Here is a 16,525-nt window from a genome sequence, read left to right as displayed (position 1 = left end):
CAGACACACCATCCAGCCGAAGGAGTCCCGACGTGCCCGGTGAGAACCTGACCCGTGAGGAGGCCCGTGAGCGGGCCCGGCTGCTGGCCGTGGACGCCTACGAGGTGGCCCTCGACCTGCGGTCCGCGGTGGGGGCGGGACAGGAGCACCGGACGTTCCGGTCGGTCACCACGGTGCGCTTCCGCTGCGCCGAGCCCGGGGCCGCGACGTTCGCGGACCTGCTGGCGCCCGCCGTGACGGCCGTGACCCTGAACGGCCGCACCCTGGACCCGGCCTCCGTCTTCGACGGCTCGCGGATCGCGCTCACGGACCTGGCGGCCGAGAACGTCCTGGTCGTGGACGCGCAGTGCGCGTACAGCCGGACCGGCGAGGGCCTGCACCGCTTCGAGGACCCCGAGGACGGCGAGGTCTACCTCTACACCCAGTACGAGCCCGCCGACGCCCGCCGCGTCTTCGCCAACTTCGAGCAGCCCGACCTCAAGGCGCCCTTCGCCCTCTCGGTGACGGCGCCGGCCGGCTGGACGGTGCTGGGCAACGGCGCGCAGGCGGGCGAGCCCGAGCCCGTCGCACCGTCCGCCGCCACCTGGCGGTTCGCCGAGACGCTGCCGATCTCCACGTACATCACGGCGGTCGTCGCCGGCCCGTACCACGTGGTCCGCGACCACTACAGCCGCACGCTGCCCGACGGCACCGTCCTGGAGATCCCGCTGGGCGCGCTGTGCCGCAAGGGCCTGGCCCGGCACTTCGACGCGGACGACGTCTTCACCGTCACCAAGCAGGGCCTGGACTTCTTCCACGACAACTTCGACTACCCGTACCCGTTCGGGAAGTACGACCAGGCGTTCGTGCCCGAGTACAACCTCGGCGCGATGGAGAACCCGGGCCTGGTGACCTTCCGCGAGGAGTTCGTCTTCCGCGGCAAGGTGACGCAGACGTCCTACGAGGGCCGGGCCAACGTCATCCTGCACGAGATGGCGCACATGTGGTTCGGCGACCTGGTCACCATGGAGTGGTGGGACGACCTGTGGCTGAAGGAGTCCTTCGCCGACTTCATGGGGACCTTCTCGATGGTGGAGGCCACCCGCTTCGAGAACGGGTGGATCACCTTCGCCAACCGGCGCAAGGCGTGGGCGTACCGCGCCGACCAGCTGCCCTCCACGCACCCGGTCACGGCCGACATCCACGACCTGGAGGAGGCCAAGCTCAACTTCGACGGCATCACCTACGCCAAGGGCGCCTCCGTCCTCAAGCAACTCGTCGCCTACGCGGGCCGTGACGCCTTCCTGGAGGGCGCCCGGCGCTACTTCAAGCGGCACGCCTTCGGCAACACGCGCCTGACCGACCTGCTGGAGGTGCTGGAGGAGACCTCCGGCCGGGACATGGGCGCCTGGGCGCGCTCCTGGCTGCAGACCGCGGGCGTCAACTCCCTCACGCCGCTCGCCACGTACGACGCCGCCGACCGGATCACCGAGCTCGCGATCCTGCAGGAGGCCTCGCCCGAGCACCCCGAACTGCGCCCGCACCGCGTGGCCGTGGGCCTCTACCGCCGCGACGCCGGCGGCGCCCTGGTGCGCTACGCCCGCACCGAGGCCGACGTCGCCGGCCCGCGCACGGTCGTGGCCGAGCTGGCCGGGGCCGAGCGCCCGGAGCTGATCCTGGTCAACGACGAGGACCTGACGTACTGCAAGGTCCGCTTCGACGAGGGCTCGCTGGCGACGCTGCGCGCCCACCTCGGCGACCTCACGGACCCGCTCGCGCGCGCCCTGTGCTGGTCGGCGCTGTGGAACCTCACCCGCGACGGGCTGATGCCCGCCCGCGACTTCCTCTCCCTCGTGGAGCGGTTCGCGGGCGCGGAGAGCGAGGTCGGCGTGCTGCAGATGCTGCAGGCGTGGGCGCGCACGGCCCTGGTGCACTACGCGGCTCCCGCGTGGCGCGAGGAGGGCGGCCGGGTGCTCGCCTCGGGCGCGCTGCGCGAACTGCGGCTCGCCGAGCCCGGCAGCGGCCACCAGCTGGCGTGGGCGCGCTTCTTCGCCCAGCTCGCCGCCTCCCCCTCCGACCTGCAGCTGCTGCGCGGCCTGCTGGAAGGGACCGCGAAGATCGACGGGCTGGAGGTGGACCAGGAGCTGCGCTGGGCGTTCCTGGCCGCGCTGGCGGCGCAGGGCGCGGCCGACGAGGCGGTGATCGGCGCGGAGCTCGCCCGCGACAACACCGCCTCCGGCGAGCGGCACCGCGTCCGCTGCCTGGCCTCCCGGCCCTCCGCCGAGGTCAAGGAGGAGGCGTGGCAGACGGTCGTCGCCTCCGACAAGCTCTCCAACGCCCTGGCCGAGGCCACCATCGCGGGCTTCGACCAGTCCGGGCAGCGCGAGCTCCTCGCGCCGTACGCCGAGCGCTACTTCGCGGTGATCGAGGGCATCTGGCGCGAGCGGTCCATCGAGTACGCCATGGCCGTCGTGCGGGGGCTCTTCCCGGGCCTTCAGGACGACTCCCGCACCCTCGGTGCGGCCGACGCGTGGCTCGCGGAGCACGCGGACGCGCCTGCGGCGCTGCGGCGGCTCGTGCTGGAGGCTCGCGACGACCTTGCGCGTGCGCTGCGGGCGCAGGAACGGGACGCCGCCTCGGACTAAGGCTTCCGGTACGGGGTACGGTCCGGCTGCGGGGGTCCTCCCGCAGCCGGACCGTACGGAGTCCGCTCAGTCACCCCCGGGCCGACAGGCGGGCCGACCGTCGAACACCCGTACTTTAGGGCAGCGTTGTCCGGAAATGTCGACGGGGCTGTAACACCGGGTTAGGGCGCGCCGCGGACGCGGGAACGTGCCCGGCATGAACTCCGACACTCCTCTCTCCCCGCGCCCCCTGCACCACCTCTCCGACGTCCGTCACCGTGTCATGACAGCACGTCAGCTGCGCGACCACGGTGTGTCCGGACCCGCCGCCGGGGAGCGCTGCCGCCCCGGCGGCCCCTGGCAGCAGCTGCTGCCCGGGGTCTTCCTGCTCCGCACGGGGCCCGCCACCAGCGAGGAGCGGCTGCACGCCGCCCTGCTGTACACCGTCCCGCGCACCCCGGGCCCGCCCACCCAGCCGGGCCCCGCCACCGCCACCGCCGCGGCCCGGGAGGCCGCGGCCGGCCCCTACGGCTCCGCGATGATCACCGGGGCGGCGGCGCTGGCCCTGCACCGCTTCACCTCCGTGCCGCCGCTGCTCGCCCTCGACCACATCGACGTGCTCGTGCCGCGCACCCGCCGGCTGCGGGCGTCCGGCTTCGCGAGGATCGTGCGGGCCCACGCCCTGCCGCACCCGCAGATGCTGACGGGGGTGCCCGTGGCACCGGTCGCGCGGGCGGTCGCGGACACCGTCGCCCAGCTCACCGACGCCTCCACGGTGCGCCGGCTGCTGGCCGAGGCCGTGCGCGGCGGGCACTGCGAAGCGGCCGCCGTCGTCAAGGAGTTGACGCGGGCGCGGCTGCTGGCGCGGGCGCACGTGGTGGACGCGGTGGACACGCTGCTGGCCGAGGGCCGGGCCGTCACCGAGGGCCGGCTCTACGACCTGGTGCGCGACCACCGGCTGCCCGCCCCGCTGTGGAACGTGGACCTGCGGCTGCCGGGCGGCCCGTGCCTGGGCCGGGTGGACGCGTTCTGGCCCGAGCACAGCGTGGCCGTGGAGATCGACGCGCGGACGCCGCGCCAGGACGACGACGCGGTGTGGTCGGCGCAGTTCCGCAAGCGGGAGCACCTGGAGCGGCTCGGGGTCATGGTCGTGCACATCACGCCGAAGAAGCTGCGCGAGACCCCCGAGCAGCAGGCCGCGGTGGTCCGTACCGCCCTGATGGCGTCGGCCGACCGCGACCCCGCCGCGTATCTGGTGGTGCTGCCCCGGTGACGCCCGGTTCAGCGCCGGGAGAGCAGCAGCTCGGTGTTGCGGTCGGCGGGCGCGCCGGCCAGGGAGGTGTCCGATCCGGGGGCGTTGAAGGCCAGTTCCCGGTAGAGGGAGGCGAGTCCGGTCTGGGAGAGGTCGCCGGGGTCGGCGCGGTAGGGGGCGGCGGATTCGACGAGCGTGGTGAACAGCGAGACCGTGCCGTCGTGGTTGTCCGCGACCTCGATGACGCGCGCGAGCTGCGGGTAGTCGACGTGCGAGGCGGTGGCGATCTCCCAGAAGGTGCCGCGGGGGCGGATCCGGTTGCGGTGGCTGTGGCCGTTGATCCAGGCGAGGACGTTGCTGTGGTCCTTCAGGACGGCGATCAGCTCGTTGCCGTCGTGGCGGTCCTCGCCGGGGTGGGTGGGGTCGGGGGTGAGGTTGTCCATGCTCCAGCTGGGGTGGTGGCTGAAGACGAGCGCGTACTTGTCGGCGTAGCGCTTCAAGGTGCGCTCCAGCCAGCGCAGTTGGCCGGTGCCGAGCGAGCCCTGGTAGTGGCCTCCGGGGTCGGTGGTGTCGAGGCTGATGCCGATGACCTTGTCGGAGATCCTGAAGGAGTAGTAGAGGTCGCCCGAGTCGAGGTTGTCGCGGGTGTAGCCGTGGCCGACGGGGCCGCGGCCCTTGTAGCGGGGGTCGAGGTGCGCGGCCACGTACTGCCGGGAGGTCAGCGGCACGCGGCGGGGGTCGGCGGTGACGGTGCGCATCTCCTTGCGGTGCGCCTTCAGCAGGGCCTCGATCCGCTTGCCCTTGGGGTCGACGCCCTTGGACTCGCCCTCCATCAGCCACTTGGCCTCGGCGGCGGAGACGGTCTGGAGCTTCTTGTTGCCGGTCGCGGCCTCGGCGATGAAGGTGCCCGCGGCCGGGTAGCAGCCGCCGGAGAGGCCGTCGTGGTTGCCGTAGGTGGAGTACCAGGGGATGTTCAGGCCGGGGCTGTTGACCTGGCGGGTGGCGGCGCCGAGGTAGCCGGGGATGCGGGGGAATCCGGCCTGCTTGTCCTGGTCGCGCAGGGCGCTCTCGGGCTGCCAGAAGAGCTTCAGCCCGCTGTTCTGGACGCCCTCGTAGTGGCGCGGGTCACCGGTGTTGGGGTTCATGCGGCCGCCGCTCATGGCGGTGAGGAACCACTCGACCTCGATCCGCGCGTTCTCGTCGCCGTTGTCGCCGGTGGTGATGACGAAGGACAGCGGCGCACCGGTCGCGGGCCCGTGCCGCAGCTTGTTGACGCGCTCGATCAGCGACACCACGCCGGGCAGCGTCAGCGCCTCGTGCGGACGCCACGCGCCGGGCTCGCCGGCCCGGAAGAACTCGTAGCGCAGCGGGTGCTGCACGTCCGTCAGGTGCAGGTCGGTGAACTGCACGAAAGAGGCCAGCGTCGTGCGCCGGTCCTCGCGGCCGCGCTGCGCCTCGGCCAGCTCGCCGCGCACCTGCCGGGGCCAGCCGGGGCCGTCGCCGAGCTTGCGGTAGCCGGAGGCGCCGCGCGGGGCGGCCACCGAGACGAGGGTCGTCCCGGCGCCGTTCGGACCGGCCACGGCCGCGGCGTCCGCGCTCGCCGAGGCGGCCTGCGCCGCGCCCGACGCGCTCGGATCCGGCGGCTGGGCGACGGCCGGCACCGGGTCCGCCCCCAGGGCCAGGCCGATGCCGGTCGCGGTGGTCACGGCTCCCGCCGCCGCCAGGAACGTACGGCGGTCGAGGCGGGCGTCTGCGGATCTGTCTGATCTGCGGTGCATAGCGGTCTCCCCGAGTGCGAACGCGAAGCGGGCTGGAGCGGGCTCCGGGCTGCGGAGCGTGGCCGGCAGCGATCCTTCCTACCGAGGATCGTTGGCAGCGGGGGTGACCTGGGCGTGAACGCGGCCGCAACGGCCGCCGCCGATCACCGCACATCGATCTTGGCGAATGCGAACGGACATACAGCACTCGTCCCCTGGCGGACTGACGCTCACTCAGCGTTCACTCTCGGGTGGCACCGTGGGCAGGTTCTGGGGCCGGAGCTGTAGTCCGTTTGCCCTACAGCCTCTGAGCTGCGGGAACGCCGCTGACCGCTTCACGGCCTCCGTCACGCTTCCTCCCGACTGGCGCCTGGCGGGTTTACGCCATCCTTACGTTCCCTCTCCGACAACTCTCCCCAAACCCCCGTCACTTCCATAAAAGTGATCGGTCATCCGGCTCCGATTTCCGGACGCCCGCTGTTCAGCGGCACCTTCACGTCAAACCAGGGATGGACATGACCCCCGAATCCCGTAACACGCGCCCCGGCGGCGCGAGACGCCCGGTCCGAATAGCCGTCGCGGCCTCCCTCGTGGCCGCCCTCACGGCCGCGGGCGCCGCGCCCGCCTTCGCCGACGATCCGCTGCCCGCTCCGGGCCCGGTCAAATCGCCCGCGGACAAGCTCGGTTCGCACGACGCCGCCCTGCTCGCCGGGGCCAAGGCCGGCGGCGACAGGACGGTCACGATGATGATCGCCACCGCGCCCGGGCAGACCGGCCAGGTCGCCGGCAAGCTCGGTGCCATCAAGGGCGCCTCGGTCGGCCGCACGGACGACAAGCTCGGCTACGTCCGGGCCACCGTCCCCACGCCCAAGGCCGACGCCGCCATCGCCGAGGCGCAGAAGCTCGGCTCGGTGCACGGCATCGACCTCCGGCAGGAGATCAAGCTCCCGGACCCGACGCCCCGCGCCGACGCCGCCGAGGGCGCCCGCGGCGCCAAGGCCGGCAGCTACCCCGCGCCGGGCAAGGACACCCCGGCCAAGAACCCCTACCAGCCCGCCTTCGAGACCGGTGCCGTCGACTTCACCGAGGACCACCCCGGCGCCGACGGCCGGGGCGTGACCATCGGCATCCTCGACTCGGGCATCGACCTGGGCCACCCTGCGCTGCAGAAGACCACCACCGGCGAGCGCAAGATCGTCGACTGGGTCACCGCGACCGACCCGCTCACCGACCAGGACGGCACCTGGCTGCCGATGACGGCCGACGTCTCCGGCCCGTCCTTCTCCTTCAACGGCCGCAGCTACACGGTGCCCGGCAACGGCCCCTACCAGGTGGCCCTGTTCCGGGAGAACGCGACCGCCGGCGGCGACATGAAAGGCGACCTCAACCGGGACGGCGACACCACCGACTCCTGGGCGGTCCTCTACGACAAGGCCAGGGGCACCGTCCGCGTCGACCTCGGCGACGACGCCGACTTCGGCAACGACGAGGAGCTCAAGCCGTACAAGGACGGCTTCCAGGTCGGGTACTTCGGCAAGGACAACCCCGATACCGCGATCGCCGAGCGCATCCCGTTCGTCGTGCAGATCCGCAAGGACGTGCCGATGGACCCGAAGGGCGGCGACTGGGTCGGCAAGAAGGCCGACTTCGTCAGCATCGGCGTCATCGAGTCCGAGCACGGCACGCACGTCGCGGGCATCACCGCGGCCAACGGCCTCTTCGGCGGGAGGATGAACGGCGCGGCCCCCGGGGCCAAGCTCGTCTCCTCGCGCGCCTGCACCTGGAGCGGCGGCTGCACCAACGTCGCCCTGACCGAGGGCATGATCGACCTCGTCGTCAACCGCGGCGTCGACATCGTCAACATGTCGATCGGCGGCCTCCCCGCGCTCAACGACGGCAACAACGCCCGCTCCGAGCTCTACACGCGCCTCATCGACACCTACGGCGTGCAGCTGGTGATCTCCGCGGGCAACAGCGGCCCCGGCGCCAACACCATCGGCGACCCCGGCCTGGCCGACAAGGTCATCAGCGTCGGCGCGTCGGTCTCCAAGGAGACCTGGGCGGCCAACTACGGCTCGGAGGTGAAGACCAAGTACGCGATGATGCCCTTCTCCTCCCGCGGCCCGCGCGAGGACGGCGGCTTCACCCCGACCATCACCGCCCCCGGCGCCTCGGTCAACACCACGCCCACCTGGGAGCCCGGCGCCCCCGTCAAGGAGGCCGGCTACGACCTCCCGCCCGGCTACGGCATGCTGCAGGGCACCTCGATGGCCTCCCCGCAGGCCGCCGGCGCCTCCGCGCTGCTGATCTCCGCCGCCAAGCAGAAGAAGACCAAGCTCACCCCGGCCGACCTGCGCACGGCGCTCACCAGCACCGCCAAGCAGATCAAGGGCGCGCAGGCCTACGAGCAGGGCGCCGGCCTGATCAACATCGAGGACGCCTGGGAGGCGCTGCGCCACCGCGCCACTGCCCACGACTACACGGTGAAGGCCCCGGTCTCCACCGCGCTCTCCCCCGCGCTCAAGACCCCGGGCTTCGGCACCGGCCTCTACGACCGCGAGGGCGGCCTCAAGGCCGGCGAGAGCCGCAGCTACGACGTGACGGTCACCCGCACCTCCGGGCCCGACAAGGCCGTCTGGCACGAGCTGAAGTGGCGCAACAACGACGGCACCTTCAAGCTCGCCGGCAGCGACGAGGTCAAGCTGCCGCTGAACAAGCCCGTGACCGTCAAGGTCACGGCGAAGCCGAGGACGGCCGGCCTGCACAGCGCGATCCTCACCGTGGACGACGACCGCACCGAGGGCATCGACAAGCAGGTCCTCACCACCGTCGTCGCCGCCGAGCCGGTCGCCGCGCCGTCCTACGTGGTCAAGAAGACCGCCACCGCCGTGCGCAACGCCGCCACCTCGTACTTCGTCAGCGTCCCGAAGGGCGCCAAGACGCTGGAGGTCGCGCTCGGCGGCCTGGCCAAGGACAGCCAGACCCGGTTCATCGCGATCAACCCCTACGGCGTGCCGGTCGACCCCACCTCCACGGTCAACTGCTACCCGAACTACCCGAACCCGGCCAACACCTGCCGCCCGGACCTGCGCAGCTATGCCAACCCGCTGCCGGGCGTCTGGGAGATCGAGGTCGAGTCGCGGCGCACCTCCCCGCTGCTGGAGAACCCCTACACGCTGACGGCCACCGCGCTCGGCGTCACCTTCGACCCGGCGACGCAGACCGTCCCCGAGGCGAGGATCGGCACCCCGGCCGCCGTCTCCTGGAAGGCCGTCAACGGCTTCGCGGCGCTGGAGGGCAGCCTCAAGGGCGGCCGGCTGGGCTCCTCGAAGACCGCCCGGCCGGAGATCAAGGAGGGGGAGAAGCAGGTCACCAAGGTCACGCTCGGTGCCGGCGTCACCCGCTTCGACGCCGCGATCGGCGCCGCCGCCGACGCCAAGGCCGACCTGGACCTGACCGTCTACAAGGACGGCAAGGCCGTGGGCTCCTCCACCAGCGGCGGCTCCGACGAGCTCGTGAGCCTGACCAGGCCGGCGGCGGGCGAGTACACCGTCGAGGTCACCGGCTACTCCGTGCCCGCGGGCTCGACCGCGTACGACTACCGCGACGTGTACTTCGCCCCCTCGCTGGGCGAGATCAAGGTCGCCGACGGCTCCGCCGTCAAGCTCGGCGCCGGGCAGTCCGCGCCGGTCGAGGCCCAGGTCGTGGTGGCGGGCGAGGCTCCGGAGGGGCGCTCCTTCTTCGGGGACGTGCAGCTGGTCAACGCGGCCGGGACGGTCGCGGGCAACGGCAGCGTGAAGATCGAGAAGGTCGTCGGCTAGCCGGACGCACGGAACGACGAGGGGCGGGCGCACGGTATGGGCGCCCGCCCCTTCCACGCTTCGAGAGCCCACTCGTGCGCTCCTCCGCGCTCCTACCGTGGCCCGGATTCCCGGAGGAAATTCGAGCACAGGGTGCGCTTACGCCCTATTCGATGCGGTCTGCGGACCTTGCCGTCGAAGGGACGGTTTCTGCCATGCCCCAGGACCCCCACACCCCCGTCTCCAGCGACCCCGCGGCGGACCTGCTGCCCGCCGACGGACAGCCCGTGTTCGAGCTCCCCGGCACGGGCGCGGGCGGCGAGCCCGCCCCGGGCAGCTCCACCGGCACCGAGCCCGTCGAGGGCTACCGGCTGCCGGAGCCGTCCGAGGCCGACGACGTCTTCGGCGGCCTCGTCCCCGACATCGGCGAGGCCTCCTTCGGGCCCCCGGCCGGCCCGGAGACCGTCCACGGGCCGGACGACCGCGTGCAGATCACCAACACCTGCGTCTACCCGTGGCGCGTGCACTGCTTCCTGGAGATCACCGCCGCGGACGGCAGCGGCTGGCTCGGCACCGGCTGGTTCATCGGCCCGCACACCATCGCCACCGCCGGGCACGTCGTCTTCATCAAGAACAGCGGCGTGCCCGGGCGGGACGGCTGGGTCCGCAGCATCAAGGTCTGGCCCGGGCGCAACGGCGGCACGGTCTGCTACGGCCCGGTCGTCAGCACGAGCTTCCGGTCGGTGACCGGCTGGACCGGCAGCGGCGACGAGAACTTCGACTACGGCGCGATCATCCTGCCGACGGACCTGGGCGCGCAGACCGGCTGGTTCGGCTTCGGGGTCTGGTCCGACGCGGATCTGCTCCAGGTCACCGGCAATATCGCCGGCTATCCGGCCGACAAGCCGTACGCCACGCTCTGGTACGACGCGCGCCGCATCGACTCGGTGGGCCCGCGCAAGGTGTACTACGACATCGACACCTTCGGCGGGCAGAGCGGCAGCTCCGTCTACCGGATCATCGGCAACGACCGGTACGGGGTCGCCGTCCACGCGTACGGCGGGGCCCGGGTGAACTCCGGGACCCGGATCACCACGCCGGTCTACAACAACTTCGTGGCCTGGAAGGCGTGACCCCATCCGTATGACCACCCGAGGGAACACCCGATCCGTATGAACGCCCCCTCCGCGCCCGCCGGCGTGATCCGCGGCACGGTCCGCGACGCCGCGGGCGCGCCCGTCGCCGGCGCCCGCGTGGCCTTCGCCGACGGGCCGGTGCCGCTGCCCGGCCTCGCCGCCGTCACCGACGGCGAAGGCCGCTTCGCGCTCACCGCCCCCGCCGCGGGGGCCTACACCCTGCTGTGCCGGGCGGACGGCGGGACCGCGACCGCCCGGGTGCACGTCACCGCCGCCCCCGCCGCCCGCCCGGAGGATGTCCGGGCCGACCTGCGCCTGGGCTGAAGATTTCCCGCTCCACCCGCCCCGGTCTCGCACACCGGTCAAAGGATTGGACTTTTGGGGCGGGTGTGACCACATGATGGAACCGGCGTGCCAGGCGCGACGTCCCTGGCAGCAGGTTGCATGTTGCATGTGATGTACATGAGTAGGGAGCCCTCATGAGGATCGGAATCGTCGGAGCCACCGGGCAGGTCGGCGGAGTCATGCGCAAGATCCTCGCCGACCGGGCGTTCCCGGTCAGCGAGCTGCGCCTGTTCGCCTCGGCGCGCTCCGCCGGGTCCACCCTCCCCTGGCAGGGCACGGAGATCACGGTCGAGGACGCCGCCACGGCCGACTACACCGGCCTGGACATCGTGCTCTTCTCCGCCGGCGGCGCGACCTCCCGGGCGCTGGCCGAGAAGGTCGCCGGGCAGGGCGCCGTCGTGATCGACAACTCCTCGGCCTGGCGCATGGACCCCGAGGTTCCCCTCGTCGTCTCCGAGGTCAACCCGCACGCGGTCAAGGACCGCCCCAAGGGCATCATCGCCAACCCGAACTGCACCACGATGGCCGCCATGCCGGTGCTGCGCCCGCTGCACGAGGAGGCCGGCCTGACGGCCCTCGTCGCCACCACCTACCAGGCCGTCTCCGGCTCGGGCGTGGCCGGCGTCGCGGAGCTGCACACGCAGGTCTGTCAGCTCGCCGAGGCCGCTGACCAGCTCGCCTTCGACGGCGAGGCCGTCGCGTTCCCCGAGCCCGGCGTCTACAAGCGCCCCATCGCCTTCAACGTGCTCCCGCTGGCCGGGTCGATCGTCGACGACGGCCGCTTCGAGACGGACGAGGAGCAGAAGCTGCGCAACGAGTCCCGGAAGATCCTGGAGATCCCCGGCCTCAAGGTCTCCGGCACCTGCGTGCGCGTCCCCGTCTTCTCCGGCCACTCGCTGCAGGTCAACGCCCGCTTCGAGCGTCCGGTCAGCGTCGAGCGCGCCTACGAGCTGCTCAAGGACGCCCCGGGCGTCGAGCTCTCGGAGATCCCCACCCCGCTGCAGGCCGCCGGCAAGGACGCCTCCTACGTGGGCCGCATCCGCGAGGACGAGACCGTCGAGCACGGCCTCGCGCTCTTCCTCTCGAACGACAACCTCCGCAAGGGCGCGGCGCTCAACGCCGTGCAGATCGCCGAGCTGGTCGCCGCCGAGCTCAAGGGCTGATCCCCTCTCCCGTCCGTCCGCGCCACCCCGCCCGCTCCGGGCCGGGTGGCGCGGACGTTTCGCTTCCGGAAAAACACCGGCCCGCCCGGGGCACCCGGCGTGGAAGGATGGCCGGAAAGTCGCGAAGTTAAGGAGATGCCCAGGTGCCTGGAACGAATCTGACCCGCGAAGAGGCGCAGCGGAGGGCTCGTCTGCTGACCGTCGACACGTACGAGATCGAGCTCGACCTGTCCGGCGCGCAGGAGGGGGGCACCTACCGCTCCGAGACCGTGGTGCGGTTCGACGCGGCCGAGGCGGGCGCGGAGACGTTCATCGACCTGGTGGCGCCCACGGTGCACGAGGTCGTGCTGAACGGGACCGCGCTGGACGCGGCCGAGGTGTTCGCGGACAGCCGGATCGCGCTGCCGGGCCTGGTGGCCGGCCGCAACGAGCTGAAGGTCGTCGCGGACTGCGCGTACACCAACACCGGCGAGGGCCTGCACCGCTTCGTCGACCCGGTCGACGACCAGGCCTACCTGTACACCCAGTTCGAGGTGCCCGACGCGCGGCGCGTCTTCGCCTCCTTCGAGCAGCCCGACCTCAAGGCCGTCTTCACGTTCACCGTGAAGGCCCCCGAGGGCTGGACGGTCATCTCCAACTCGCCGACCCCCGAGCGGCCCGCCGACAACGTCTGGCGCTTCGAGCCGACGCAGCGGATCTCCACGTACATCACGGCCCTGATCGCCGGCCCGTACCACAGCGTGCACAGCGCGTACGAGAAGGACGGCCGGAGCATTCCGCTGGCCATCTACTGCCGCCCTTCGCTGGCCGAGTTCCTGGACGCGGACCACATCTTCGAGGTGACGCGCCAGGGCTTCGACTGGTTCGAGGAGAAGTTCGCCTACCCCTACCCCTTCCCCAAGTACGACCAGCTGTTCGTGCCGGAGTTCAACGCGGGCGCGATGGAGAACGCGGGCGCGGTCACCATCCGCGACCAGTACGTCTTCCGCTCGAAGGTGACGGACGCCGCGTACGAGGGGCGCGCCGAGACCATCCTCCACGAGCTGGCCCACATGTGGTTCGGCGACCTGGTCACCATGGAGTGGTGGAACGACCTGTGGCTGAACGAGTCGTTCGCCACGTTCACCTCGATCGCCTGCCAGGCCTCCGCGCCGGGCTCGCGGTGGCCCCACGCGTGGACGACCTTCGCGAACTCCATGAAGACCTGGGCGTACCGGCAGGACCAGCTGCCGTCCACCCACCCGATCATGGCCGAGATCCGCGACCTGGACGACGTGCTCGTCAACTTCGACGGCATCACCTACGCCAAGGGCGCCTCCGTCCTCAAGCAGCTCGTCGCCTACGTGGGCGAGGACGCGTTCTTCCGCGGCGTGCAGGCGTACTTCAAGGCGCACGCCTTCGGCAACACCCGCCTCACCGACCTGCTCGGCGCGCTGGAGGAGACCTCCGGCCGCGACCTGACCACCTGGTCGAAGCTGTGGCTGGAGACCGCCGGCATCAACATCCTGCGCCCGGAGATCGAGACCGACGCCTCCGGCGTCGTCACCTCCTTCGCCGTCCGCCAGGAGGCGCCCGCCCTGCCCGCCGGCGCCAAGGGCGAGCCGACGCTGCGGCCGCACCGGATCGCCGTCGGCCTGTACGAGCTGGAGGGCGGCAAGCTCGTCCGCAAGGAGCGGATCGAGCTCGACGTCGACGGTGAGCTGACGCCGGTCGACGCGCTCGTCGGCAAGCCCCGGCCGGCCGTCGTGCTGCTCAACGACGACGACCTGTCCTACGCCAAGGTCCGCCTCGACGAGCAGTCGCTCGCGACCGTCACCGCCCACCTCGGCGACTTCACCGAGTCCCTGCCGCGCGCCCTGTGCTGGGCCTCCGCCTGGGACATGACGCGCGACGGCGAGCTGGCCGCCCGCGACTACCTCGCGCTCGTCCTCTCCGGCATCGCCAAGGAGTCGGACATCGGCGTCGTGCAGTCGCTGCAGCGGCAGGTCAAGCTGGCCCTGGACCTCTACGCCGCCCCCGAGTGGCGTGCGACGGGCCTCGCCCGGTGGACCGAGGCGGCCCTCGCCCACCTGAAGTCCGCCGAGCCGGGCAGCGACCACCAGCTCGCCTGGGCCCGGGCCTTCGCCGCCACCGCCCGTACGGACGAGCAGCTCGCCCTGCTGCAGGGGCTCCTCGACGGCACCGAGGAGATCGGCGGCCTCGCCGTCGACACCGAGCTGCGCTGGGCCCTGCTCGGCCGCCTCGCGGCCACCGGGCGCGCGGACGAGGCCGCGATCGCGGCCGAGCTGGAGCGGGACCGGACGTCCGCGGGCGAGCGGTACGCCGCGGCGGCGCGGGCCTCGCGGCCCACGGCCGAGGCCAAGGACGAGGCGTGGAAGTCGGTCGTCGAGTCGGCGGCCCTGCCCAACGCCGTGCAGGAGGCCGTCATCGGCGGCTTCGTCCAGGCCGACCAGCGCGAGCTGCTCGCGCCCTACAGCGCGAAGTTCTTCGCGGCGGTCAAGGGCGTGTGGGAGAGCCGCAGCCACGAGATCGCCCAGCAGATCGCGGTCGGGCTGTACCCCGCGCTGCTGGTCTCCCGGGAGACCCTGGACGCGACGGACGCGTGGCTGTCCTCGGCCGAGCCGAACGCCGCGCTGCGGCGCCTGATCATGGAGTCCCGCTCGGGCGTCGAGCGCGCCCTCAAGGCCCAGGCGGCCGACGCGGCCGCGGCGAGCTAGCGCTCACTGCGCGAAGCGCATGGAGGGCGCCCTCGGCTCGGCTGAGCCAAGGGCGCCCTCGGGCGTTCACGGGGCGGACGGCCCCGGGCTCGCCGCGCTCTCGGTCGTGAGGCCGCCCGCCTCACAGACTTCCGCCGCAGCGGCGCTCAGCCACAACGACGCAGCCCGGCGGTGCCGGACCCGGCTCGGCCGGGCTCGGCACCGCCGGACCGCTCCACGGGGGTTTCCCGCCGCCGCGGCGGGAGGAGATGCCGGGGCCGGCGGCCCTGGGCGCCCGAGGTGCGGGGCCTCGCCTCAGGCCTGTTCCGCCCTGGCGGCGCGGCGCGCGAGCAGCGCGGCGCGGCGCTCGTCGAACTTCGTGGCCTGGTCGTCGAGGCCGCCCATGAACAGGCCCAGCTCCTCCTGGGCCCGGAGGCCCTCCGGGCCCAGGCCGGTGATCTCCAGGACCTTCAGGAAGCGCAGCACCGGCTGGAGGACGTCGTCGTGGTGGATGCGCAGGTTGTAGATCCCGCCGATCGCCATCTGCGCCGCCGCCCGCTCGAAGCCGGGAATGCCGTGGCCGGGCATCCGGAAGTTCACGACCACGTCGCGGACCGCCGACATCGTCTGGTCCGGCGCCAGCTCGAACGCCTTCCCGAGCAGGTTGCGGTAGAAGACCATGTGGAGGTTCTCGTCCGTGGCGATGCGGGCGAGCATCCGGTCGCAGACGGGGTCGCCGGAGTGGTGGCCGGTGTTGCGGTGGGAGATGCGGGTGGCGAGCTCCTGGAAGGCCACGTACGCCACCGAGTGCAGCATGCTGTGCCGGTTGTCGGACTCGAAGCCCTCGCTCATGTGCGCCATCCGGAACCGCTCCAGGGCGACGGGGTCGACGGCCCGCGAGGTCAGCAGGTAGTCCCGCATGACGATGCCGTGCCGGCCCTCCTCCGCCGTCCAGCGGTGCACCCACGTGCCCCAGGCGCCGTCGCGGCCGAAGAGCTGGGCGATCTCGTGGTGGTAGCTGGGGAGGTTGTCCTCGGTGAGGAGGTTGACCACGAGGGCGGTGCGCCCGATGTCGGTGACCTTGGACTGCTCGGGCGCCCAGGCCTCGCCGCCCATGATGCCGTCGAAGTTGCGCCCGTCGCTCCACGGCACGTACTCGTGCGGCATCCACTCCTTGGCGACCTTCAGGTGCCGGTTGAGCTCGGCCTCGACGACCTCTTCGAGGGCGTACAGCAGGCGGCTGTCGCTCCACACGGCCCGGGCGTGGTGGCGGAGGGGGGCGATGGTCACGGACAGCTCCAGGGGGGATGATCACACTTACGGTTCCGTAGGTTACGACACCGTAGGTTAAACGGCCCGTAAAGCGAAACCAGCCGCTCCGGAATGAGGCCGGGGACACACGCATGCCCGCGGGCAGGACATACGCAAAAAGCCCGGTGCCCCCGGTCCAGAAGGACCGGGGGCACCGGGCTGAAGAAGATCGAGCAGGCTAGCGCGTGCGCGGGTGGTGGGTGTCGACGGTGTGCGGGTTGTCCGAGTGCCTGGCGGCGACCATCGTGAGGCCGGCGATCACCAGGAAGAGGACGATCGGCGCGACGACGTAGAGGCCCAGCGTGCTGGCCACGCTCAGGCCCGGACCCGGGTCGTCACCGTCATCGCGGGTGAGCGCGAACGCGGGGGACGACATCAGCAGCATCAGCAGCGTGCCGGCCGAGATGGCACCGGCTCGCACGGCGTTCTTGTTCTTAGTGCTCACGGCCTCAAGATATCGGG

10 protein-coding genes are annotated in these 16,525 nt (G+C 72.2%); 7 read left to right on the top strand and 3 right to left on the bottom strand.

From position 1 onward, the window contains the following. Positions 1–32 precede the first annotated feature (32 nt). Positions 33–2,624, top strand: a complete 2,592-nt coding sequence (gene pepN / locus NQU55_RS08715) for an aminopeptidase N (RefSeq protein ID WP_168095486.1) — start codon at positions 33–35, stop codon at positions 2,622–2,624. Positions 2,625–2,820: 196 nt separating this feature from the next. After that, positions 2,821–3,876: a hypothetical protein gene (locus NQU55_RS08710; protein ID WP_168095487.1), complete on the top strand. Its 1,056-nt coding sequence runs from the start codon at positions 2,821–2,823 to the stop codon at positions 3,874–3,876. An 8-nt stretch (positions 3,877–3,884) separates the two neighbouring features. Here the strand turns inward: NQU55_RS08710 and NQU55_RS08705 are convergent, their stop codons facing one another. Further along, a complete protein-coding gene (locus NQU55_RS08705; RefSeq protein WP_256790203.1) occupies positions 3,885–5,633 on the bottom strand; it encodes a TIGR03767 family metallophosphoesterase in 1,749 nt (582 codons plus the stop codon). Positions 5,634–6,127: 494 nt separating this feature from the next. On the opposite strand from NQU55_RS08705, the gene NQU55_RS08700 reads away from it, so the two are divergent. The 5 genes from NQU55_RS08700 to pepN (NQU55_RS08680) all read left to right on the top strand — a co-directional run bounded on the left by NQU55_RS08700 (position 6,128) and on the right by pepN (NQU55_RS08680) (position 14,773). Continuing rightward, positions 6,128–9,433: a S8 family serine peptidase gene (locus tag NQU55_RS08700; RefSeq protein ID WP_168091866.1), complete on the top strand. Its 3,306-nt coding sequence runs from the start codon at positions 6,128–6,130 to the stop codon at positions 9,431–9,433. Between the two features lie 194 nt (positions 9,434–9,627). After that, positions 9,628–10,545, top strand: coding sequence for a trypsin-like serine peptidase (locus tag NQU55_RS08695; protein WP_168091867.1), 918 nt, complete (start codon positions 9,628–9,630; stop codon positions 10,543–10,545). A gap of 39 nt (positions 10,546–10,584) precedes the next feature. Continuing rightward, a complete protein-coding gene (locus NQU55_RS08690) occupies positions 10,585–10,872 on the top strand; it encodes a carboxypeptidase-like regulatory domain-containing protein (RefSeq protein WP_168091868.1) in 288 nt (95 codons plus the stop codon). 155 nt (positions 10,873–11,027) lie between these two features. Beyond that, complete coding sequence (locus tag NQU55_RS08685) at positions 11,028–12,056, top strand: aspartate-semialdehyde dehydrogenase (protein WP_168091869.1); 1,029 nt, start codon at positions 11,028–11,030, stop codon at positions 12,054–12,056. A 143-nt stretch (positions 12,057–12,199) separates the two neighbouring features. After that, complete coding sequence (gene pepN, locus NQU55_RS08680; RefSeq protein WP_168091870.1) at positions 12,200–14,773, top strand: aminopeptidase N; 2,574 nt, start codon at positions 12,200–12,202, stop codon at positions 14,771–14,773. A gap of 294 nt (positions 14,774–15,067) precedes the next feature. Here pepN (NQU55_RS08680) and NQU55_RS08675 read toward each other — a convergent pair whose 3' ends face one another. Together NQU55_RS08675 and NQU55_RS08670 are read right to left on the bottom strand one after the other, a co-directional pair. After that, entirely contained in the window at positions 15,068–16,042 is a 975-nt protein-coding gene (locus NQU55_RS08675; protein ID WP_168091871.1) for an acyl-ACP desaturase, read from the bottom strand. 199 nt (positions 16,043–16,241) lie between these two features. Next, positions 16,242–16,448, bottom strand: coding sequence for a hypothetical protein (locus NQU55_RS08670; RefSeq protein ID WP_168091878.1), 207 nt, complete (start codon positions 16,446–16,448; stop codon positions 16,242–16,244). Between the last annotated feature and the right edge of the window lie 77 nt (positions 16,449–16,525).

The sequence above is a fragment of the Streptomyces telluris genome, assembly GCF_024519335.1.
GTDB classification, from domain to species: Bacteria; Actinomycetota; Actinomycetes; order Streptomycetales; family Streptomycetaceae; genus Streptomyces; species Streptomyces telluris.
This window is presented reverse-complemented; position numbering and strand designations above follow the sequence as displayed.

What these genes read in the sequence shown, in the direction of transcription:
- NQU55_RS08710 (WP_168095487.1), top strand. Translation starts at nt 2,821, where the DNA reads ATGAACTCCGACACTCCTCTCTCCCCGCGCCCCCTGCACCACCTCTCC.
- NQU55_RS08705 (WP_256790203.1), bottom strand. Translation starts at nt 5,633, where the DNA reads ATGCACCGCAGATCAGACAGATCCGCAGACGCCCGCCTCGACCGCCGT.
- NQU55_RS08700 (WP_168091866.1), top strand. Translation starts at nt 6,128, where the DNA reads ATGACCCCCGAATCCCGTAACACGCGCCCCGGCGGCGCGAGACGCCCG.
- NQU55_RS08695 (WP_168091867.1), top strand. Translation starts at nt 9,628, where the DNA reads ATGCCCCAGGACCCCCACACCCCCGTCTCCAGCGACCCCGCGGCGGAC.
- NQU55_RS08690 (WP_168091868.1), top strand. Translation starts at nt 10,585, where the DNA reads ATGAACGCCCCCTCCGCGCCCGCCGGCGTGATCCGCGGCACGGTCCGC.
- NQU55_RS08685 (WP_168091869.1), top strand. Translation starts at nt 11,028, where the DNA reads ATGAGGATCGGAATCGTCGGAGCCACCGGGCAGGTCGGCGGAGTCATG.
- NQU55_RS08670 (WP_168091878.1), bottom strand. Translation starts at nt 16,448, where the DNA reads ATGCTGCTGATGTCGTCCCCCGCGTTCGCGCTCACCCGCGATGACGGT.